We start from the raw sequence: 20,170 nt of genomic DNA on the forward strand, positions 1-20,170 counted from the left end.
TTAAGCGGTAAGGGTTAACAGTGAAAATTCACGTGATAGGACTGGGCATCAATGAGCAAGCGCAGCTACCAAAAGAAGCGCAGGATGTTCTGGCAAAGCTAACCGAGCACGATAAGCTCGTTGGCAGTGAGCGTCAGCTATCGATGGTCAAAACCTACGGCACCAAAGCGCAGACGCATGTGCTGCCAAAGCTGAATGACTTAAAGCATCATATGGATGAGTGGGCGTCTTTAGGGGTTGAGCGAGTGGCGATTTTGGCTTCAGGCGACCCTCTGTATTACGGTATCGGTGCTTGGGTGCATCGCTCATTTGCCGATCAAGAAGTACGCTTTTATCCCAATGTTTCAAGCATTCAAGCCGCTTGCCACCGTCTCGGGATCTCCTTACAAAACGCGCAAGTGTTCAGTGTCCATGGTCGACCTTTGGCATCGATTCGTACTCAGTTACACCCTTCCAAAACCTTGTTGCTGTTGACCGATAAAACCAATAATCCACAGGCGATTGCCAAAGAGTGTGTGGAGATGGGGCTTGGTTTAAGTGAGCTGTTTGTCTGTGAGCGCTTGGGCTATGACCATGAGCGTGTCACGCGTTATACCGCGAACAGCTTAGCGCAAGTAGACGACATCTTTGATCCTCTCAACGTGGTGATCGTCAATACCAGTGCTCAGCCAGGCCGCTTACCATCGACACCAGGTTTTAAAGATGGGCTTTTCATTACGGATAAAGGCGATGGCCAAGGCATGATTACTAAGCGTGAAGTACGTTTAGCGGTTTTGTCTTATCTCGGTGTCGAAGCGAAAGAAGTTGTATGGGACATCGGTGCTGGCTGTGGCGGCGTCAGTGTTGAATTGGCTTATTGGAATCCTGAGAGCGAGATATATGCCATTGAGCACCATGAAACGCGATTGTCTTGTCTTGAGGCTAACCGCGAGCATTTTGGTGTGGTGAAAAATCTGCATGTCGTTCATGGTCGAGCGCCGGAAGCCTTTGCTAATTTACCCGCACCAAAACGTGTGTTTATCGGCGGTAGTGATGGTGAAATGGCAGATCTGTTAGACGATGTTTGGCAGCGACTGCCGCTTGGTGGCGTGTTGTTAGTCAATGCTGTCACCGATGTGACTATGATGGAAACCATGGCATTTCTTGCCAAGCGCGATGCGGCACAAGATGCTTACGACGAAAGTTCGACGATTCAGGTTTATCGTAGTGAGCGTTTGGCGGGTAAGCGTATTCGACGCCCCCATTTGCCTGTGAGTTTATGGCGGTTTGAGAAATGTCTACCAGGAGAGCATTTATGAGCGGCACATTCTTTGGCATCGGTGTCGGCCCTGGCGATCCAGAATTAGTGACCTTAAAGGCCATGCGTTTGATTCAGCAGGCCGATGTATTGGCGTATTTAGTTGGCGAGTCAGGTCAATCGCAGGCGAAGCAGATTGCAGTGTTGGCACTAGAAGGCCGTCAATCAAGCCATTCTGATATTGTTATTCCCATGCCTATGTCGACTCGTCGTGAAGCAGCCAATAATGCTTATGACGAAGGCGCGCAGGCGATCTCAGAAGCGCTTGAAGTAGGGCTTAATGTCGCGTTTTTATGTGAAGGCGATCCACTGTTTTTTGGTTCGTTTACCTACTTGATGGAACGTTTAGAAGGCAAAAGTCTGATTCAAGTGGTGCCAGGGATTTCCAGCATTCATGCGGCGGCGGCTGAGCTTCAACATCCGTTGACGGTATTAAAAGAATCCTTTTGTGTGGTGAGTGGTCGTCATACAGAGCAGCAACTTGTAGAAGCGCTGCGCTTACATGATTCGGTTGTGATTATGAAAGCAGGCCGTGCCCGCCCAACGATTATGAAAGCCTTAGCGCTCACCGAACGCATAGAAGACGCTAAATATGTGGAATACGTGGGACGAGATAATCAGTTAGTAGAAAACGATGTACGCCACCTGCAGAATGAGTATGGACCATATTTTTCATTGTTTATTGTTTCACGCAAAGAGCGCGGCACACGATGATTCGTATTATTGCGTTAACTGATGCAGGACAGGCGCTAGGAAAGCGTCTGGAAGCATTGCTACCAGACAGCCAATTATATTTTAAGCCCAAGCCATTTACTGAAACCGTTCAAGGCTTTTTTCGCGAAGGCGATCCGCTACTCTTCATTTGCGCAACGGGCATTGTCATGCGTACGTTGGCGCCTGTCATAGAGAGCAAGTTACAAGACCCACCGGTATTGGTATTAGATGAATTGGGGCGCTTTGTGATTCCTCTATTATCTGGTCATGAAGGTGGTGCCAATCAATGGGGTAGTGAGGTAGCTGAGACGCTGAATGCAGAGTTGGTGATGACCACCGCTAACGCCTATTTAAATCCAGTCTATGTGCTTGGTATGGGCTGTGAGCGAAACTGTCCACTTGAATATCTGGAAAGCTTGATGCTCGAAGCGCTGGAGACAGTTGGCTTACAGCCAGATCAGATTGCAGGGCTTTACAGTATCGATATTAAAGCTGATGAAACCCACTTGATTGAGTTAGCTGAAAAATATCAATGGCCTTTTATTACTTACGATGCCGCTGCGCTTAAGAATGTAGAGCCTTTATTAAGTACGCGTTCTGAGTATGTGTTTAAAACGGTTGGGGTGTATGGAGTGGCTGAGTCAGCGGCGCTTCTGGGTGCTCAGAATTTGACGCATGGGAGCCCAGAACTTTGTTTAAACAAGATTAAAAACCCTAAAGCCACCTGTGCGGTGGCTCGGGTGTATCAGGCTTAAATCCTTAGAGAGTAGTAAGGTCTTGCGTCGCTGCACTCAGTGTGCTGGCTTGCTTGGCAAAACAGAAACGAACCAAGCGCATATCTTCAGGGGGCGTTTGGTAGAACACAGAAATCGGAATCGCTGCGACGCCAGCCGCCCCAATTAACCAAAGCGCAAATTCCGTATCCGGCACATCTTTGATGGCGCTGTAATCCATTAATTGAAAATAAGTACCAGGTGATGGTGTGAAAGTGAAGCGGCTTTCACTCATGGCCTTATTGAAGAAGTCACGTTTTTGTTGGTAGAAACTTGGCAGTACTTCATCGTGTTCAGGATGAGCGTTTAAAAAATCCGCCAAAGCGAGTTGCATCGGTGTGCTGGTACTAAAGGTCAGGTACTGGTGCACCTTACGTACTTCTGTCATCAGTGGCGTCGGCGCAACACAGTAGCCAATTTTCCAACCTGTAGTGTGGTAAGTCTTTCCGAAAGACGATACGACCACGCTGCGCTTCGCGAGTTCTTTGTGGCGCAACACGCTTTGATGTTCGGCACCTTCAAACACAATGTGCTCGTAGACTTCATCGGATAGCACCAACAAATCATGTTGATCAGCAATACTGTACAGCGCTTCTAGATCATTAGCCGAAAATACTGTGCCCGTTGGGTTATGAGGCGAATTGACAATGATGGCTTTGGTGCTGGGGGTAATCGCGTTCACGACCGTTTGCCAATTAATCGCAAAACTAGGCGGCAGCAAGGCGATATGCACAGGTGTACCACCATTTAAGCGAATCGCAGGGTCGTAAGAATCGTAGGCAGGGTCAAATACAATCACCTCATCGCCAGGGCGCACAAACGCTGAAATAGTGGCGAACAAGGCTTCGGTGGCGCCAGAGGTCACCGTGATGTCCGTATCAGCATTCGCCTGATAATCATAGCAACGAGCCAGCTTAGCACTGATGGCTTGGCGTAATGATGGTACGCCCGTCATCGGAGCATATTGGTTGGCGCCATGCTGAATATAGTGATCCACTCGACTTAGCAGCTCGCTTGGCCCATCAAAATCAGGAAAACCTTGTGATAAATTGATCGCCTGATGCTTGGCGGCCAATTCCGACATTTGCGTAAAAATGGTCGTGCCGGTACTGGGGAGTTTGCTGTCGAACTGGCGCATGAGTGATTCCTATCTACTGCGTAATAAAATCAAGAGTTCAATCCTAATGCAGTGGCAACACGAGATAAAGATCCAATATGTGTCCGTTTAACAGGTTTTTAAAATCGAAGGTTAGATCATTCTTTTACTGAATCTGGCGTTTAGCTCTGCTATAACAAAGAGATAACTGGAACCAAGAGGTGTATGGATGTCCGACGAAAAAATGCAAACTAAAGGTCGTTTAACGACGCGTACTGTCGCAATGCCAGGTGATACCAACCCTGCAGGGGATATTTTCGGTGGATGGGTTGTGTCTCAAATGGATATCGCGGCAGGGATTTGCGCTGGCCAGCGGGCGCAATCCAGAGTTGTGACGGTTGCGCTGGATAGTATGAGTTTTATTCGCCCCGTGAAAGTAGGGGATATTTTAGGTGTATATACCTACGTCGAATCTGTTGGACGCACTTCCATGAATATTCATGTTGAAGCATGGGTCCGCCGTGGTCGTATTGGAAAACGTGAAAAAGTAACCGAGGGTATGTTCAAGTTCGTAGCAATCGATGAGGAAGGGAAATCTATGCCGATTCCAGCAGAGGAAGACTTGCCTGATTACGTCCATGAAACGATGAATGAATTGTATTAACTAGAGCCAAAATAAAAAAAGCAGCCAATGGGCTGCTTTTTAGAATCCTCAACAACTGACTTAAATCATTGAGCCAATTGCTAGCTGCTCGTTATCAGCATCAATCATTTTGTTCAGATCTAGCAAGATAACCAGCTCTTCATCTTTTTGATAAACACCTTGGATGAACATTAGAGCTTCGTCGTTACCCACGCTTGGGCTCTGCTCAATCTCCCCTTGGTAAAGGTAGAAAACTTCTTTTACAGCGTCTACCAGCATACCAATTTGCTCACCGTCGTGCTCGATAATGATGATGCGAGTGTCATCTGAAATGGTGCATTCAGGTAGACTGAAGCGCACGCGAGTATCAATTACTGTGACAACATTACCACGAAGGTTAACGATCCCTAGTACGTAAGATTGGGCGCCTGGTACAGGTGCAATCTCATTGTATCGCAGTACTTCCTTAATCTGCATTACGTTAATGCCGTAGGTTTCATCTAAAAGTTTGAAGGTAAGGTACTGTAATAACTCACCCTTTTTACTTTCTGTTGGCAGATTTCCCGCTTCTTTGATTGTCGCTAATTCAGACATGGCTCTACACCTATTATCAATCCGGTGATATGCGCATACGCGCTGCTCGTTTATTTAGTAGAATAGACGAATTACAGCGCGATGGCTTGATAAATTAAGTAACAATTAGTTGCCTTGTTGTATGCCAACAATCGTCCAATTGCCACGAGCGTCCTCAAGGTTTTTCTCTAGGTGCCAGATCTCGTTAGTTTCATTAGTTTGATCGCCTTCTTTGATCCAACCTGTGAAACGAAGAGAAATAGAAGCTGTAGAGCCGATAAACTCACCGCGAACGAGGTCTACCATCAGGGAGACAACTTCAGTGCGTGGTTTATCTGAACCGTATTTCGCTCGTTCTTGACGCAACATACCACAAAGATCTTGACTAAAGTAGTCGCTAATCTCATCGAAGTTGTTGTCGTCCCACGCTTTTTGCAACGTTACGTAGTGATTTTTTGCTTCTGCGATAAACGCTTGCTCGTTGAAGCCTGGTGGCAGTTGAATCTCAGGTTGCGCACCAAAGCCTGACATGCCAGCCATTGGCGATGGTTGTACATTATCGCGTGTTGAATTTGGCATTTCACGGTACATGCCTTGTGCGCCAGCGGCTTGTGCTGCTTGACGTTTCTTGGCGAAGAAAAATTTATAAACCAAGAAGCCGATCAGAGCGAACAATAAAATGTCACCAAAAGAGATGCCATCAAATGCGCCAGAGCCTAGTAAGGCTGCGAAAATACCGCCTGCCAGCAAACCACCAAGTAGGCCGCCGCCTAGTCCACCTAAGAAACCAGATTTCTTAGTTGTTGAGCCAGCCGCTGCTGAGGTGCCAGTGTTGTTTGTTCCAGATGTCGCGCTAGAGCTGGTTGGGCTTTTGCTGACAGAGTAGCTTTTACCAAAGCTCTTGCTGCCGCCAAGTTTCTTAGCGTGTACGTCGGAAGCAAAACCACCAACGCCAATCGCCAATACAAATGCCATTAATAGGGCATATACGGATGTTTTCACTTTTTGTTCTCCAAAGTTAGACGAAATTAACCAAACCAACTGCATTACGAAGGTCAGAGATCAGAGCTCGTGCTCGGGCACGGGCTTTTTCAGCACCGGCCTGTAAAACTGCTTCGATTTCGGCAGGGTTCGCCATGAGCTCAAGATATTTTTCTCTTGGCTCAGACAGTTGACCATTGATCAGTTCAAAAAGTTCCTTCTTCGCTTCACCCCAAGCAATGCCCTCTGCAAACTTCTGACGCATTTCTGCAGTCTGTTCCTCTGTGGCGAAGGCTTTGTAGATATCAAATACCGTAGAGCCATTTGGATTTTTTGGCTCACCAGGCTCAAGAAGGTTAGTAACGATCTTGTTAATGCCTTTTTTCAGTTTTTTCTCGGTATCGAAAAGAGGAATGGTGTTGTTGTAACTCTTACTCATCTTACGACCGTCTAGGCCCTTAAGAATTGCGCTGTCATCTTCTGCCACGACGGCTTCAGGCAGTACAAAGTGTTGACCAAATAAATGGTTAAAACGTGCAGCGATGTCGCGTGCCATTTCAATGTGCTGAATTTGGTCACGTCCAACGGGTACTTTGTTGGCATTGAAGGCAAGGATATCCGCAGCCATAAGAACTGGGTAGCAGAACAGGCCCATTGTGACACCGTAATCAGGGTCTTGGCCGTTGTTGACGTTTTCATCAACGCTGGCTTTGTAGGCGTGGGCACGGTTCATTAACCCTTTACCTGTGACACAGGTCAGCAGCCAATTCAGCTCTGAAATCTCAGGAATATCAGATTGACGGTAGAAAGTTGCTTTGTCGGTATCAAGGCCGCACGCAAGCCAGGTTGCGGCAATCTCTAGACGAGACTGTTTTACACGCTCTGGATCTTGGCATTTGATTAATGCGTGATAGTCAGCCAAAAAGAAGAAAGACTCCGTGTCTTCACGACGGCTTGCTTCGATAGCTGGGCGGATAGCGCCAACATAGTTACCAAGGTGAGGTGTGCCTGATGTTGTAATACCGGTTAAAACAATTTCTTTACCCATTTTCCCTTACTCAATCATATAAAAAGGTGCGTGTACCCTACCATAAAAAGTAGGGTAGACGTAGCTTAAAAAGAGCTCGATGTACTACTAAGGTGATACGGTTTGAATTTGACGGAAAGTCAGGTTAATCCTGGGCGAGTTAACCTTTTTTGTTGTGGGTAAAGAATGCAGCCAGTGGCTCTGAGTTTCGCCTTGCATAACAAGTAAGCTGCCGTGCTCTAATTGGATAGAACGGGTTTCTTTGCTGGTCTTATGTTTAAAGGAAAATTTACGCTCGGCTCCTAAACTGATCGAAGCAATGGTGCCGTTTACCTCCAGCTCTTTTTCAGCATCACTGTGCCATGCCATGCCTTCAGCTCCATCATGATACAAGTTAAGCAAGCATGAGTTGAATGGCGTATTACAATGTTGCTCAGCCAGACATTTTAATGCCTGTAGTAGTGGTGTCCAAGGCTTCGCCACTTTAGTGGTCTTGGAATAGGTATAGCGAAAGGGTTTGTCGGCATACCATGCTACTTTGCGCTTTGTGATGATGTGTTTACCATAGATAATCGCTTCATCGTGTTGCCATTCTATATCATTTAGAAGGTCACGGTAGTGCTGATCGGCTTGTGCTGCTGGAATGACTTGGCCATGATAGAGAACTGAACCATCATAAGGTAATAGCTCCAATACTGGCGCTGGCTGCCCGGCAAATAAATCTTCAATCATTACTTCTTACCTGAGATGATTCCCAACCCACCATGGCGGTTTTTCTTAAGCTTCCCCAACGATAGTTACCGAATTCGCCAGTGTTTCGGATCACTCGATGGCAAGGAATGATGTAAGCAATAGGGTTGTTGGCTATGGCTGTACCCACCGCCCGCGCAGCTTTTGGTTGGCCAATACGTTCAGCAATCTGGGCATAATTTAAAAGCTGCCCTGTTTCGATGCTTAACAAGCATTGCCATACTTTCAACTGGAATGGGCTTGCTGCGACATGAAGTTTAATCATCGAAGGTGGTTGATCTAGTGACTGAAAAAAACTGAGCCCTTGCTGATGAATCGGATGAGGTTGTTTGAAGCACTCGGCGTTCGCAAAAAATGTTGTCAGCTCTTGCTCTGCCTTACCCCAGTCATCATGAAAGGCCATATGGCAAATACCAATATCAGTTGTAGCAATAATAAGGGAGCCAAATAAGGTTTCATAAAAGTCGTAATAGATCCTAAGACCAGCGCCTGAAGATTTATACTGCCCCGGAGTCATACCTTCGATAGAAACAAAGAGATCATGTAGTCGTCCAGTGCTGGATAGTCCTACTGCATGAGAGGTTTCTTGTAAGCTTTTATGGCTTTCCAATAACGACTTTGCATGCTCTACGCTGATAAATTGTATGAATTTCTTGGGAGAGACTCCTGCCCACTTTTGAAATAGGCGCTGAAAATGGTGTGGGCTAAGATGAACAGCTTGGGCTATTTCATCAAGTGAAGGTTGTCTCGGCCTTGCCAAAATAATGAATTCAATTGCTTTCTGAATACGAAGGTAATCACGAGAGTCAGTCATAGAGAATATTGTATACCAATGAAAACATGTCTTCATGGTAGCGATTTCTATTGAAAGATCGACCCAAAACTTGTGAAGTTTAGATTTTAATAAGAAGGTGTCATGCAGAAGAGATGTGGTTGGTGGAGCTAAGCGGGATCGAACCGCTGACCTCTTGCATGCCATGCAAGCGCTCTCCCAGCTGAGCTATAGCCCCAATTCAGAACTGAATTTTATATATCGAAACCAATAAGTCAACATAACATTATGTTACTAAAGTATTTGTACATCAAAGAGGAAATTTAGTACAACAGGGCGGTGTATTTTTATTTCTAAGTAAAGTATCTTTTGGGAGCTTGGTGTAAGTTTGCCAATTAAGGAAATAACATGAACTCTAGGAAGTAATGATGGAGTTAGCGATAACAGGACATGATGAGTTAATGATGGCGCAACAGCCAATCTACGACCGTCGTAAGAATTTGTTTGGCTATGAGTTGCTGTTTCGAGGCAATCAGGAGGGCGAAGCAGTTTTTGATGACCCTGAAGCAGCGACTAGCCAAGTTATTGTAAATTTGTGTATCGGCATTAGTAACCTAGAAGCACAAACACGACAGCCTTTCTTTATCAACATGACTACAGAGCTGGTGTTGTCAGATGCTTTTTTTCCAATATCGCCTGAAGCCGTCTATATTGAAATCCTAGAAGACCAAAAAATCACACAGGAATTTATAGATGCTGTGATTCGCTGGCATAGCAAAGGGTTCCGATTTGTTCTTGATGATTATCACTTCACCTCTTCCTATGATCCGCTTTTACCCTACATGTCCATGGTAAAAATAGATGTACTAAAAACTCCGCCTAGCTCAGTTTTACAGGAAATAAAGGCTTTACAAAATCGTGAGATCGAGCTGGTAGCTGAAAAGGTAGAAGATGAGATTATGTTTCAGCAATGTCTAGGATTAGGTTTTCAGTATTTTCAAGGCTATTATCTGCGCCGCCCTGAGATTATCAAAGGAAAAAAGATAGAGTCGGATACCCAAAGCTCGTTAAAACTGGTTAATGCGCTGCAATCTGACACGATTTCAATTGGAGTTGTGGCTGCAATGGTGGAGCAAAATCCAACGTTGTCTTTGCAAATGCTGCGTTTAATGAATAGCCCTGTAGTGGGGCTAACTCGAAAAGTTGAATCCATTAAAGAAGCGGTTGTTTATCTTGGTCTAACGCAAATAAAGCGTTGGTCATTGTTAATAGCTCTGAGTTCCCAGGGAACGAAGAATATAGAATTGCTAAGAACTTTATTGATTAGAGCAAAGTGTTGCGAGCTTTTGGCGGAACAGTCGAAATCGATTTCATCGGATCAGGCTTTTACGGTGGGGATTATCTCTGGAATGGATCAACTGCTACAAATGCCCCGTAAAGAGCTGATGTCGCAGATTGCACTCGCCTCAGAGCTGCAATCTGCAATTATGGAGTTTCGTGGACCGCTTGGAAAAATACTGTATAGCGTTACTCTCATGGAAGACGAAAATTGGAGTAGAATATCCAAGTTACCAATTAAAATAAGACGATCCGTTAATTCTGCTTTTTTTGATGCTTTGAGTTGGGCAAATCAGGTTACCGAGACATTAAAATAAATTGAACTAAACCATTGACACTAAAGTTAAAAGCACTAAAATGTGCCCCACAATTTCAAAGCCAGTGTGGTGGAATTGGTAGACACGATGGATTCAAAATCCATTGCCTATAAAGCGTGCCGGTTCGAGTCCGGCCACTGGTACCATATTAAAAAAGCCGACTTTTTCAAGTCGGCTTTTTTATTTCTATCTTGCCCAATAAGCTTGTTCTAAGCTGTCTTCTTTTTCTGGTAATCCTTTTGATAGCCTTGGCGAATGTTGACTAAGAATTTCGTAACTCACGCGATTTGCGTATTTACAGATTTGCGCAAAGGAAGAATAAGCAAGATGGTTCTCACTGTGTTTACTGCTGTGTGGCACCTGCTGTTGGTGAAAGCTGTTCGCGGCTATGTCGTGTAACAATGCGGATAGGGCGCCATCGCCTGCGCCATTTGTATTGCGAATGCGCTCAGGCCCGCCCATGTAAGGGTCAATGTGAGAGTAAACTTTTATAGGGCTTTTGCAGTCGCGTTTACGTTGTGGTCGCGAGAACTCCCACTGGTTAAAATCGGCAATGTCTTGAGATTTGATGGGATGTGTCGTGGCACGTTTGAGCTGATCATCTGTGTATCCGCACAGGTACAGACCGACTGGACCAGCTGTGAGTAACACCATGTCACACCATTCTAGTGTTTTCTCGGCTGCTTTAAGTACCTTAGTTTCTCCCGTAAGCGCTTCGGCTTCTTGCTCATTCATAGCGACGACCGACGCGTACTCTTCAATAATTTGCTGGATCTCATCGCGGTATTCTTCTACTAGGTGTTGTGTGCCTAATGTAATAATGACGGGGACGTGATGTTTCTTCGCAAGTTGTAAACATTTCATCAAGGTGGCTTTAATTGGCTTGCCTGCATGGCGCAAAGGGTATGCGCAAGTCACAAAAGCCGCAGCATTGGCGATAACGTCTTCATTGACGCTTTCAGGCTCGACATCGTCCATAGCATTAGGTGCGATAGCGAAAGTGCGTTCGCCGTCTTCAGTGATGAGAGTAATACCGCGTCCGATATCACCCGCAACGCCTTGTAAGTGATTCATGTCGACTTTGCTGCTGGTGTCACAAATGTAGTGATACTCTGGTGATTTGAGGCTGATCTGATTTGACATGACACCCAATAGAACAGACTTATCATCCGCTAATACTGAGTAGTTGTGCAAAGTGTTGCCGATGGTTCCGCCTGCGAAATGATCTGAGATACGTTCTTCTGCGACCAGCTCTTGGTAGATCGCACTTGCGGTCTGGGGATCGACTAGGTTTGATAGCCCTTTTCGGATACTATGTCGCGCCAGAAAAGCGTCATCCACCTTAGCGATAACATCGACAATGGTTTCATCTAGGCCCACGATATAAGTGTCTTTAGTGGGTTGGACTTCTGACTTTGGTAAGCCATTGTTTGCCTGTGCAACAGGAAAGTAGTGTTTGATCTTACGGCGACCGGGAAATTTCATCGTTGTTATCCAATGTTTAAGTGTGCGCATTTTAGCAAAAATATTGACCAAACGGGCAGGAAATAAACGGTATGAACGAACAGTCATTGATGCGTTATAGCCGACAAATACTTCTTACCAACTTTGATATTGAAGGTCAGATGAACCTATCTGGCAAGCATGCAGTGGTGATTGGCGCAGGTGGGCTTGGCAATATTGCTGCGACCTATCTTGTAGGCGCTGGTGTTGGGGGGCTTTCTATCATTGATGATGATGAGATTGAGCTAAGCAATTTGCCACGCCAAGTGCTTTATACCGAGCATGATATAGGTAAAGCAAAAGTGCAGGCCGCAGCGGCGCAGTTACAAGCTCGAAACTCTGATGTGACGATTGAGGCGCATCAGTTGAGATTAACCGCTGACAATATTGATCAGTACTTAGCGGACTGTGATGTTATCTTAGATTGCTGCGATAACTTCTCGACTCGCCAAATAGTGCATCGTTGGGCGCAAAGGCATCAGGTTCCTTTGGTAAGTGGTGCCGCGATACGCTGGGAAGGGCAGTTGGTGGTGTTTCGTTATGATGAACAGACAGCGCCATGCTACGAATGTTTATACCCAGACCTGTCTGATCAGCAGTTGAGCTGTAATACCAATGGTATCATTGGCCCTGTCGTCGGTACGATTGGTGTGCAGCAAGCCTTATCAGCGATCAAGTTGTTAAGTGGGACAGGGGCTGTAAAACATGGTGTATTGCAGTTATTTGACGGGTTAAGTGGTGATTGGCGTAGTATGCGACTTTCACAAGATCCGGAATGCCCTTGTTGTGGCCTTCAAAATTCATAGAATACCCCTATTTTATTAATAAATTTTCTTCGGTGTCTATTTGTTAGCGGTTTCTTTATCCTATGCCCATAACGAAGCCGTATTACACCTCGGCTAGGATATCTAATTAAGGAGCATTCCAAATGAGCGATGTTAAGCACGCTAAATTAATGATCTTGGGCTCAGGCCCTGCAGGCTACACTGCAGCGGTATACGCAGCACGCGCCAACCTAAATCCGGTAATGATTACAGGTATGCAAATGGGTGGTCAGCTGACAACAACAACAGAAGTTGATAACTGGCCTGGCGATGTTCAGGGTGTTCAAGGTCCTGAATTGATGGAGCGTATGCGTCAGCACGCTGAGCGTTTTGAAACAGAGATCGTATTTGATCATGTGAACAAGGTGGATCTTCAGAATCGTCCTTTCCGTCTTGAAGGCGATAGCGGTATCTACACTTGTGATGCGTTGATCATTGCAACGGGTGCAAGTGCTCAATACCTAGGTATGGAAAGTGAGCAGAAGTTCATGGGCCAAGGCGTATCAGCGTGTGCAACCTGTGATGGGTTCTTCTATCGTAACCAAGACGTTGCCGTTATCGGTGGTGGTAACACGGCTGTAGAAGAAGCGCTGTACCTTGCAAACATTGCTAAGTCGGTAACGGTGATTCACCGTCGTGATAAATTCCGTTCAGAAAAAATCCTTGCGGACAAAATCCTAGATAAAGCTCAGAACGGTAACGTGAACATCGAATGGAACAGCGAGCTGGACGAAGTGCTAGGCGATGATGCTGGTGTAACTGGTGTTCGTATTAAAAATAACCAAACTGGCGAAACAAAAGAGCTTGCAGTGGCTGGTCTATTCGTAGCGATTGGTCACAAGCCAAATACGGATATCTTTGCTGGTCAGCTGAATATGAAAGATGGTTACCTAACTGTTCAATCTGGCACTAAAGGAAATGCGACACAAACAAGCATCGAAGGTGTGTTTGCTGCAGGCGATGTGAGCGATCATATTTACCGTCAGGCGATCACTTCTGCGGGTACTGGTTGTATGGCTGCCCTAGACGCAGAGCGTTACCTAGATGATTTAGAAGCGTAGTAAAGATAAAAGACTATAAGTCTGATTACAAAAAAGCCGATCTAGTAGATCGGCTTTTTGATGCATATTGTAATCGAAAGATTACTGAGCGTTGTAAGCTTCTACGCCTTCAACTAGCGCTTTGCGAGCTTCTTCAGCATTCGCCCAGCCTTCAACTTTAACCCACTTACCTTTTTCAAGCTTCTTGTAGTTTTCGAAGAAGTGCTCGATTTGGTCACGTAGAAGTTGTGGGATATCGTTCACGTCTTGGATGTGACTGTATTCTTTGCTTAGCTTCTCGTGTGGTACTGCTACAAGCTTAGCGTCCATACCTGCTTCGTCAGACATGTTTAGTACGCCAACTGGACGGCAACGAATGACGGAGCCTGGAACCACTGGGTAAGGAGTGATCACTAGAACGTCAACTGGGTCGCCGTCGTCAGCTAGCGTGTTGTTTACGTAGCCGTAGTTCGCTGGGTAGAACATAGGCGCAGTCATGAAACGGTCTACTACTAACGCGTCCATATCTTTGTCTACTTCGTATTTAACTGGGGTTGCCTCAGCAGGGATTTCGATGATTACGTTGATATCGTTTGGCACATCGCGGCCAGCAGGGATGTCTTTGAAGCTCATTTTTATATTTCCAATTATGTTAAGGAATGGCGGCAATTATAGAAGTTCACACTTTGGGATGCTAGTCATAGCAAAGTTTAACCGGAAATAATCGATATATAGCCTCAAAAAAACCATGAAAAATAAGGCATTTCGTTCATAAGTTATTGCTTTCTTTCTAAATTTAGCTAGTCTAAAGGTGTGATCAAATTATAGTCGAGAGGGCACTGATGACTAAATCTGAACTGATAGAAATGCTTATAGACCAGCAGCCTCATCTACCAGTTAAAGATGTTGAGTTGGCGGTTAAGGCTATGCTGGAGCATATGTCTGAAGCACTTGCTAATGGCGAGCGTATTGAGATTCGTGGTTTTGGTAGTTTCTCACTGCATTACCGTGCGCCTCGTGTTGGTCGCAATCCGAAGACAGGTGAGTCTGTTGAGTTAGGCTCCAAATATGTGCCGCACTTTAAGCCTGGTAAAGAATTGCGTGAATTGGTCAATTCTGTCGCATTTAGTGAAGAGTTAAGCTAATTTTGCTATCGAATTTTTCTTTGACCAGCGGCATAATAGACTAATTAACGCATTAGATGGGTGTTTTATGCTTAAGTGGCTTAAGCGGGCTATACTTCTTATTGTATTAGCTTTCTTTTTGTTTATAGGTCTTTTCTTTGCTATACGAAATGGCGAACTAATCTCCTTGGATCTTGTTTTGTGGCAAGCTCCAGAGCTCAGTATTGCGCTATATATTATTATTGCTTTTGCGTCGGGAATTATTTTAGCTTTGCTTTCATCTGGTGTGTTGCTGTTGCGCCTTGAGCGCCGACTTCGTAAGCAAAACAAGCGTATTCTGACGCAACAAGTGGAAATGGATAATTTACGCAAAATGAATTTGTCACCTGAGTTGGCTGAGCGGGAGTAGCGCTTGACCGAGTGGGTATTGTTTGTTGTTCTCTTTGCAGCCTTGTTTATTGGATGGCTATTAGGGCGTCGCCGCAATCATGACGTAACACCCAAGGAACTAAAAAAAGTCCCCAATGATTATTTTCGTGGCTTAAATCATTTACTAAATGGTCAACAATCAGAAGCCATTGATGCTTTTGTTGACTCCCTTGAGGTCAATTCGGATACGTTTGATATTCACCTCACATTAGGCAATTTGTTTCGCAAGAAAGGCGAGATTCAAAAAGCCATTAATATTCATCAAAGCCTAATGGCTCGACCTGATATTTCTCCCCGTGATACTCGTTTAGTACAGCTTGAGTTGGCCAGCGATTTTATGTCTGCAGGGCTATTGGATCGCGCGGAACGTTTGCTATTGAATATAGCGTCGAGAAAAACCGAGTTTCAAAAAGAAATCTTCACTTTATTGGTAGATCTGTATGAATTCGAGCAAAGCTGGGAAAAGGCTATTAGCATTGCTCATCAATTACAGCTAGATTTCCCAAATCGTCGCCAAGCGCAAAGGTTGGCCCACTTTTATTGTGAACTGGCTGAAGAGGCGGCTAAAAAAGATCAGCTAACGCAAGCATTTCAGAGATATAAGGCTGCGATTGATGTGGATGTGGATTGCGTTCGAGCAAGCATTGGTTTGGCTGATTTGTACATACTGCAAAAGCGTTTTCGGGATGCCATAAAAGAATTGAAGTCTGTGGCAGACCAAGATCATGAGTTCCTGCCAATTGTGATACCTAAATTAAGAGATTGTTACCAGAAGGTTTGGAGTAGCGGAGGCTATATTAAGTTCTTACAAGAGCAGCTTAAAATGCATCCTTCAGCGACGTTAATTCGTGCTTTGACCGAACATTACGCCCACGATGACAAAGAATTTGCGGAACAGTTTATAATAACCCAACTAAGAGCTCACCCAACTATAAAAGGCTTTCAAGAATTGATCGATATGCAGCGTGCCGACTCCCATGGACACGATCAAGAAAACCTAAGTGTATTGTATGGGCTAATAGAACAATTAACGTCTTCTAAACCAAAACATAGATGTCGCCAGTGCGGTTTTTCTGGCCATCAGTTGCATTGGCAGTGCCCTAGTTGTAAAAGCTGGGGAACGGTTAAGCCGATCCACGGTTTAGAGGGTGAATAGTAAAGTATATAGAGGAAAATCAATGAGTTGCCAATCCCCAATCGTTGTAGCGTTAGACTACCCAACAATCGATCAAGCTACTGCGATGGCAAAGCGCTTAGACCCTAAATTATGTCGAGTGAAAGTTGGTAAAGAGTTGTTTACCAAAGCCGGTCCAGCCATTTTAGAAGAATTGCACAAGCTAGATTTTGATGTATTTCTAGATCTTAAATTTCACGATATTCCTAACACGGTTGCGAATGCCGTATCCGTTGCAGCAAAAGAAGGTGTGTGGATGGTAAACGTCCATGCCAGTGGTGGTCGTCGCATGATGGAAGCGTCAGCGAATGCCTTAGCGCAAATTCAAGATCACAATACACTTTTGATTGCGGTGACTGTTTTGACCAGTATGGATGAAACAGATCTTTCAGAAATCGGTATTGATCTATCGCCACGTGACCATGTTAAGCGTCTTGCTACACTTGCTCAGTCTTCAGGTATGGACGGTGTTGTGTGCTCGGCCCAAGAGTCTGAAATGCTATCTGAAACACTCGGTAAAGACTTTGTGTTGGTAACACCTGGTATTCGTCCTACTGGCTCGGACCAAGGTGATCAAAAGCGTATCATGACGCCAGCACAAGCGATGCAAGCAGGTAGTCACTACCTGGTGATGGGGCGACCGATTACCAAAGCAGAAGATCCTATTGCTGTATTAACTCAGGTCAATACTGAGCTGGGTGTGACTGCATAGTACTTGAGCTAGCTCGTTAATGTGTTATTTTAAAAGCCGATCCTAAGTGATCGGTTTTTTTATTGGCATGAAGCCGAACTAACAGCATAAGGAGAATGCAATGTTATACTTCATAAAACGCGCCTGTGCGCTGTGTCTTATTTTAATTCCAATGTTTTCAATCGCGGCTGAGCCGCTCGATATTAACTCAGCAACGGCTGACCAGTTAGCCATGGCGTTATCTGGTGTTGGAAATTCCAAAGCGGAAGCAATCGTGGCCTATCGCGATGCGAATGGGCCGTTTGCTTCTATTGATGACTTAGTCAAGGTGAAAGGAATTGGCCCATCGTTATTGGATAAGAACCGTATAGTGATTCAGGTAAAAAAAGACGCAGAACCATAGCTGTCTGCAACGTTGTTTAAAAGAGGAGAGATCATGCGATCACTCCTCTTTTGAGCAGATATCTTCGAAGGCTTGGTTCTGAGTTAGATAAATGTTGCCGCTTAGATGTGAGGTTAAGGTAGAGCCTTTTAATCTATCCATGACTGGGCCTTTGACTTCTGATAAGTGTAAGCGAATGCCTGTGGAGTGCAGTCGTTCACAAATCATTTCAAGGCTCTCTAAGGCGCTTGCATCAATCATATTGACTGCGGTGCACATCAGTACTACGTCCTTTACTTCTTTATTTTTTGCGATCAATTGCGTAATGCGATCTTCCAGCACGCGAGCATTGGCGAAGAATAAGCTTTCATCGATTCGTATGGTCAATAAATCGTTCGTTGTTTCTACTTGAAAGCGTTCAACGTTACGAAAATGTTCTGTGCCAGCAACGCGGCCAACCACAGCAATGTGAGGGTTGCTGGCATGCCAAAGAAATAGCAATAGCGATAGGCTCACACCAGTGATGATTCCGGCCTCAACTCCGGCTAAAAGCACGACCAAAAACGTCGCAAGCAAAGCGCTGGCGTCTTGTTTTGAATAACGCCAAATTTCGATCAAACCTTTTAGGTCTATCAACTGTAGTACTGCGACAATAATGGTGGCGGCTAGAACGGCTTTTGGTAGATAGTAAAAAGCGCCAGTCAAAAAGCTTAAAGTGAGTAGAATCAAAATCGCTGTAAACACGCCCGTCATAGGCGTTTTGGCGCCAGCATCAAAGCTAACGACAGAGCGAGAGAAGCCGCCAGTGACTGGAAAACCTCCACTAAAAGCGGAGCTAAGGTTTGCTGCGCCTAGGCCTATCAGTTCCTGGTTTGGGTCAATGCTTTGGCGACGCTTTGCGGCGAAGGATTGAGCTACAGATACTGATTCAACAAAGCCTACAATGCTAATCAGGATGGCTGCGGGTAGTAAATCCAATGCTAAATGAAAATCCATGTTAGGTAAGGCAAGTGGTGGAAAGCCGCTTGGTACGTCTCCTACAATCTTAACACCTGAGTTGTTTAGCTGCAGGGCTGCGACAATTAGTGTTGCGATAACAACCACTAAAACGGGTCCTGCTTTAGAGGCTAATTGAGCTTGATGATGGGAGAGGCCAATAGCCATTAATATGTGCTTGAAGTATAGCCGAAGTAGATATAAAACGACGATGGCACCTAAGCCAATGCATACGGTTATTAGGTTAGCGGTAGAAAGGTTGTACCACATGGTTTTCAGCATTTCGATTAGGTTATGTCCTGATGCCTGAATGCCTAAGATATGCTTTGCTTGTCCCAAGGCGATTAAAATAGCGCTGGCACTGATAAAGCCAGAGATCACTGGATGGCTCAAAAGGTTTGCCAAAAAGCCAAGTTTGAAAAGCCCCATCAATAGCAAAAATAGCCCAGAAATCGCTGCCAACAAGATAACCACTGTGAGATATTCCGCTGTATTCGGTGTAGCAAATTGTAGCGCGGCCGTGCCTGTCATCATAGAAACCACGGCAACGGGTCCAACGGCCAGAGTTCGGCTAGAGCCAAATAATGCATACGCAATCAGTGGCAAAATACTGGCATAGAGCCCTACTGCTGGTGGTAACCCCGCCAGCATGGCATACGCCAAACTCTGCGGGATTAACATGATGGTCACGATAATACTGGCCATCATGTCGGTTTGCATGTCTGCTCGCGTGTAGTCTTTTAACCATACACTGGCGGGGATGAGACGATTCAATCGAGTCATTACGATACCTAAACTAAATTGATCGGCGTTTTTAGGTAGCGCATACCATTTTCTTCCTCTGGAGGGAGGTCGCCAGCACGCATATTGACTTGCACTGATGGCCAAATCAAACGAGGCATGGCTAGAGTGGCATCCTTGCTGGTGCGCATCTGGCAAAAAGCCTCTTCAGAAATGCCTTCATGGATATGAACGTTAGATGATTTCTGCTCAGCAACCGTTGTTTCCCAAATGTATTTGTCGCGGCCAGGGGCTTTATAGTCATGACACATAAATAGGCGAGTTTCATTAGGCAGTGAAAAGATTTTCTGAATAGAGCGATAAAGGGTTACGGCATCGCCACCAGGAAAATCACAGCGCGCAGTGCCATAGTCTGGCATAAAGAGTGTGTCGCCAACGAATGCGGCGTCGCCGATCACGTAGGTGACACAGGCTGGCGTATGGCCAGGGGTGTGCAATACTTCAACGTTCAAGTCGCCAAATGGTAATTTATCACCTTCTTGTACTAACTGATCAAACTGAGAACCATCGCGGGCGAATTGTGGTTCAGCATTTAATAGTTTGCCAAATGTGTTTTGTACCGTAGTAATGTTGTTGCCGATTACAATTCTGCCTCCAAGCGCTTTTTTTAAATACGGAGCAGCCGATAGGTGGTCAGCATGAACATGTGTTTCTAAGATCCAGCTAACGGATAATGATTCGTTTTCAACATATTTGATCACTTCGTCTGCTGAGGCGGTTGAGGTGTGGCCAGAGGCATGATCGTAATCTAATACGGAGTCAATAATGATGCAGTGTTTACTCGCTTCATCAACAACTACATAAGAAACAGTAAATGTTGCTTCGTCGAAGAAGGCTTTGACAATAGGTTGGAAAGACATTGTTATACCTCTTTAGGTTATAAGGTTATTACTTAATGATATATAAGGGGTGCTTTATTAGCAAC

Annotated in this window: 22 protein-coding genes and 2 tRNA genes; 13 read left to right on the plus strand and 11 right to left on the minus strand. The window is 45.2% G+C overall.

Annotation, left to right across the window (positions count from 1 at the left end; translation table 11 throughout):
• The first annotated feature begins 20 nt into the window (after positions 1–20).
• From cbiE to ACXAC1_RS13740, 3 genes are read left to right on the plus strand one after another with little or no spacing between them, the layout of a single operon-like run.
• Positions 21–1,298, plus strand: coding sequence for a precorrin-6y C5,15-methyltransferase (decarboxylating) subunit CbiE (cbiE, locus tag ACXAC1_RS13730; RefSeq protein WP_475062132.1), 1,278 nt, complete (start codon positions 21–23; stop codon positions 1,296–1,298).
• The gene (cobI, locus tag ACXAC1_RS13735; RefSeq protein WP_475062133.1) at positions 1,295–2,011 is read left to right on the plus strand and encodes a precorrin-2 C(20)-methyltransferase; all 717 of its coding nucleotides are present in this window, start codon (positions 1,295–1,297) and stop codon (positions 2,009–2,011) included. Before cbiE ends, cobI begins: the two co-directional genes overlap by 4 nt.
• A complete protein-coding gene (locus tag ACXAC1_RS13740) occupies positions 2,008–2,766 on the plus strand; it encodes a cobalt-precorrin 5A hydrolase (RefSeq protein ID WP_475062134.1) in 759 nt (252 codons plus the stop codon). Before cobI ends, ACXAC1_RS13740 begins: the two co-directional genes overlap by 4 nt.
• A gap of 4 nt (positions 2,767–2,770) precedes the next feature.
• Here ACXAC1_RS13740 and ACXAC1_RS13745 read toward each other — a convergent pair whose 3' ends face one another.
• Complete coding sequence (locus tag ACXAC1_RS13745) at positions 2,771–3,922, minus strand: methionine aminotransferase (RefSeq protein WP_475062136.1); 1,152 nt, start codon at positions 3,920–3,922, stop codon at positions 2,771–2,773.
• 187 nt (positions 3,923–4,109) lie between these two features.
• Here ACXAC1_RS13745 and ACXAC1_RS13750 point away from each other — a divergent pair, with 187 nt between their 5' ends.
• Positions 4,110–4,544, plus strand: a complete 435-nt coding sequence (locus ACXAC1_RS13750) for an acyl-CoA thioesterase (RefSeq protein WP_133563784.1) — start codon at positions 4,110–4,112, stop codon at positions 4,542–4,544.
• A gap of 60 nt (positions 4,545–4,604) precedes the next feature.
• Here ACXAC1_RS13750 and ACXAC1_RS13755 read toward each other — a convergent pair whose 3' ends face one another.
• The 6 genes from ACXAC1_RS13755 to ACXAC1_RS13780 form a co-directional block, all read right to left on the minus strand.
• Complete coding sequence (locus ACXAC1_RS13755) at positions 4,605–5,117, minus strand: chemotaxis protein CheW (protein WP_211342203.1); 513 nt, start codon at positions 5,115–5,117, stop codon at positions 4,605–4,607.
• Positions 5,118–5,222: 105 nt separating this feature from the next.
• Positions 5,223–6,098 carry a Tim44 domain-containing protein gene (locus ACXAC1_RS13760; RefSeq protein ID WP_475062138.1) on the minus strand — a complete coding sequence of 292 codons (876 nt, stop codon included), beginning with the start codon at positions 6,096–6,098 and terminating at the stop codon, positions 5,223–5,225.
• Between the two features lie 16 nt (positions 6,099–6,114).
• Positions 6,115–7,125, minus strand: a complete 1,011-nt coding sequence (locus tag ACXAC1_RS13765) for a tryptophan--tRNA ligase (RefSeq protein ID WP_475062140.1) — start codon at positions 7,123–7,125, stop codon at positions 6,115–6,117.
• An 87-nt stretch (positions 7,126–7,212) separates the two neighbouring features.
• Positions 7,213–7,836, minus strand: a complete 624-nt coding sequence (locus ACXAC1_RS13770) for an alpha-ketoglutarate-dependent dioxygenase AlkB family protein (protein WP_475062141.1) — start codon at positions 7,834–7,836, stop codon at positions 7,213–7,215.
• Entirely contained in the window at positions 7,829–8,668 is an 840-nt protein-coding gene (locus tag ACXAC1_RS13775) for a bifunctional transcriptional activator/DNA repair enzyme AdaA (protein WP_475062143.1), read from the minus strand. Before ACXAC1_RS13775 ends, ACXAC1_RS13770 begins: the two co-directional genes overlap by 8 nt.
• A 120-nt stretch (positions 8,669–8,788) precedes the next feature.
• A tRNA-Ala gene (locus tag ACXAC1_RS13780) sits at positions 8,789–8,864 on the minus strand.
• 223 nt (positions 8,865–9,087) lie between these two features.
• On the opposite strand from ACXAC1_RS13780, the gene ACXAC1_RS13785 reads away from it, so the two are divergent.
• Entirely contained in the window at positions 9,088–10,281 is a 1,194-nt protein-coding gene (locus ACXAC1_RS13785) for an EAL and HDOD domain-containing protein (RefSeq protein ID WP_475062144.1), read from the plus strand.
• A gap of 60 nt (positions 10,282–10,341) precedes the next feature.
• Positions 10,342–10,427 (plus strand) — tRNA-Leu (locus ACXAC1_RS13790).
• A 40-nt stretch (positions 10,428–10,467) separates the two neighbouring features.
• Here ACXAC1_RS13790 and ACXAC1_RS13795 read toward each other — a convergent pair.
• Entirely contained in the window at positions 10,468–11,766 is a 1,299-nt protein-coding gene (locus ACXAC1_RS13795) for an inosine/guanosine kinase (protein WP_475062146.1), read from the minus strand.
• Positions 11,767–11,837: 71 nt separating this feature from the next.
• On the opposite strand from ACXAC1_RS13795, the gene ACXAC1_RS13800 reads away from it, so the two are divergent.
• Together ACXAC1_RS13800 and trxB are read left to right on the plus strand one after the other, a co-directional pair.
• Positions 11,838–12,590, plus strand: a complete 753-nt coding sequence (locus ACXAC1_RS13800) for a HesA/MoeB/ThiF family protein (protein WP_475062148.1) — start codon at positions 11,838–11,840, stop codon at positions 12,588–12,590.
• 122 nt (positions 12,591–12,712) lie between these two features.
• Positions 12,713–13,669 carry a thioredoxin-disulfide reductase gene (trxB, locus tag ACXAC1_RS13805; RefSeq protein ID WP_475062149.1) on the plus strand — a complete coding sequence of 319 codons (957 nt, stop codon included), beginning with the start codon at positions 12,713–12,715 and terminating at the stop codon, positions 13,667–13,669.
• An 81-nt stretch (positions 13,670–13,750) separates the two neighbouring features.
• On the opposite strand, the gene ppa is transcribed toward trxB, so the two are convergent.
• Positions 13,751–14,281, minus strand: a complete 531-nt coding sequence (gene ppa, locus ACXAC1_RS13810) for an inorganic diphosphatase (RefSeq protein ID WP_475062150.1) — start codon at positions 14,279–14,281, stop codon at positions 13,751–13,753.
• Between the two features lie 209 nt (positions 14,282–14,490).
• On the opposite strand from ppa, the gene ihfB reads away from it, so the two are divergent.
• From ihfB to ACXAC1_RS13835, 5 genes are all read left to right on the plus strand, one after another.
• Positions 14,491–14,793: an integration host factor subunit beta gene (gene ihfB / locus ACXAC1_RS13815; RefSeq protein ID WP_475062152.1), complete on the plus strand. Its 303-nt coding sequence runs from the start codon at positions 14,491–14,493 to the stop codon at positions 14,791–14,793.
• A 67-nt stretch (positions 14,794–14,860) separates the two neighbouring features.
• Positions 14,861–15,181 (plus strand): lipopolysaccharide assembly protein LapA domain-containing protein, encoded by a 321-nt coding sequence (locus ACXAC1_RS13820; RefSeq protein WP_475062154.1) that lies wholly within the window; start codon positions 14,861–14,863, stop codon positions 15,179–15,181.
• A gap of 3 nt (positions 15,182–15,184) precedes the next feature.
• Positions 15,185–16,357 (plus strand): lipopolysaccharide assembly protein LapB, encoded by a 1,173-nt coding sequence (lapB, locus tag ACXAC1_RS13825; RefSeq protein WP_475062156.1) that lies wholly within the window; start codon positions 15,185–15,187, stop codon positions 16,355–16,357.
• A 22-nt stretch (positions 16,358–16,379) separates the two neighbouring features.
• On the plus strand, positions 16,380–17,087 hold the full coding sequence (pyrF, locus tag ACXAC1_RS13830) for an orotidine-5'-phosphate decarboxylase (RefSeq protein WP_475062158.1): 708 nt from the start codon (positions 16,380–16,382) through the stop codon (positions 17,085–17,087).
• A gap of 100 nt (positions 17,088–17,187) precedes the next feature.
• Complete coding sequence (locus ACXAC1_RS13835) at positions 17,188–17,469, plus strand: ComEA family DNA-binding protein (protein WP_475062160.1); 282 nt, start codon at positions 17,188–17,190, stop codon at positions 17,467–17,469.
• A 39-nt stretch (positions 17,470–17,508) separates the two neighbouring features.
• Here the strand turns inward: ACXAC1_RS13835 and ACXAC1_RS13840 are convergent, their stop codons facing one another.
• Entirely contained in the window at positions 17,509–19,227 is a 1,719-nt protein-coding gene (locus ACXAC1_RS13840; RefSeq protein WP_475062162.1) for a SulP family inorganic anion transporter, read from the minus strand.
• 8 nt (positions 19,228–19,235) lie between these two features.
• A complete protein-coding gene (locus tag ACXAC1_RS13845; RefSeq protein ID WP_475062164.1) occupies positions 19,236–20,105 on the minus strand; it encodes an MBL fold metallo-hydrolase in 870 nt (289 codons plus the stop codon).
• Positions 20,106–20,170 lie beyond the last annotated feature (65 nt).

Source organism: Marinomonas sp. AWM4_232, from assembly GCF_056158325.1.

Excerpts from the sequence above, each read along its gene's own strand:
- cobI (WP_475062133.1), top strand. The coding sequence starts at position 1,295 with ATGAGCGGCACATTCTTTGGCATCGGTGTCGGCCCTGGCGATCCAGAA.
- ACXAC1_RS13740 (WP_475062134.1), top strand. The coding sequence starts at position 2,008 with ATGATTCGTATTATTGCGTTAACTGATGCAGGACAGGCGCTAGGAAAG.
- ACXAC1_RS13745 (WP_475062136.1), bottom strand. The coding sequence starts at position 3,922 with ATGCGCCAGTTCGACAGCAAACTCCCCAGTACCGGCACGACCATTTTT.
- ACXAC1_RS13750 (WP_133563784.1), top strand. The coding sequence starts at position 4,110 with ATGTCCGACGAAAAAATGCAAACTAAAGGTCGTTTAACGACGCGTACT.
- ACXAC1_RS13755 (WP_211342203.1), bottom strand. The coding sequence starts at position 5,117 with ATGTCTGAATTAGCGACAATCAAAGAAGCGGGAAATCTGCCAACAGAA.
- ACXAC1_RS13765 (WP_475062140.1), bottom strand. The coding sequence starts at position 7,125 with ATGGGTAAAGAAATTGTTTTAACCGGTATTACAACATCAGGCACACCT.
- ACXAC1_RS13770 (WP_475062141.1), bottom strand. The coding sequence starts at position 7,836 with ATGATTGAAGATTTATTTGCCGGGCAGCCAGCGCCAGTATTGGAGCTA.
- ACXAC1_RS13775 (WP_475062143.1), bottom strand. The coding sequence starts at position 8,668 with ATGACTGACTCTCGTGATTACCTTCGTATTCAGAAAGCAATTGAATTC.
- ACXAC1_RS13785 (WP_475062144.1), top strand. The coding sequence starts at position 9,088 with ATGATGGCGCAACAGCCAATCTACGACCGTCGTAAGAATTTGTTTGGC.
- ACXAC1_RS13795 (WP_475062146.1), bottom strand. The coding sequence starts at position 11,766 with ATGAAATTTCCCGGTCGCCGTAAGATCAAACACTACTTTCCTGTTGCA.
- ACXAC1_RS13800 (WP_475062148.1), top strand. The coding sequence starts at position 11,838 with ATGAACGAACAGTCATTGATGCGTTATAGCCGACAAATACTTCTTACC.
- trxB (WP_475062149.1), top strand. The coding sequence starts at position 12,713 with ATGAGCGATGTTAAGCACGCTAAATTAATGATCTTGGGCTCAGGCCCT.
- ppa (WP_475062150.1), bottom strand. The coding sequence starts at position 14,281 with ATGAGCTTCAAAGACATCCCTGCTGGCCGCGATGTGCCAAACGATATC.
- ihfB (WP_475062152.1), top strand. The coding sequence starts at position 14,491 with ATGACTAAATCTGAACTGATAGAAATGCTTATAGACCAGCAGCCTCAT.
- ACXAC1_RS13820 (WP_475062154.1), top strand. The coding sequence starts at position 14,861 with ATGCTTAAGTGGCTTAAGCGGGCTATACTTCTTATTGTATTAGCTTTC.
- pyrF (WP_475062158.1), top strand. The coding sequence starts at position 16,380 with ATGAGTTGCCAATCCCCAATCGTTGTAGCGTTAGACTACCCAACAATC.
- ACXAC1_RS13835 (WP_475062160.1), top strand. The coding sequence starts at position 17,188 with ATGTTATACTTCATAAAACGCGCCTGTGCGCTGTGTCTTATTTTAATT.
- ACXAC1_RS13840 (WP_475062162.1), bottom strand. The coding sequence starts at position 19,227 with ATGACTCGATTGAATCGTCTCATCCCCGCCAGTGTATGGTTAAAAGAC.
- ACXAC1_RS13845 (WP_475062164.1), bottom strand. The coding sequence starts at position 20,105 with ATGTCTTTCCAACCTATTGTCAAAGCCTTCTTCGACGAAGCAACATTT.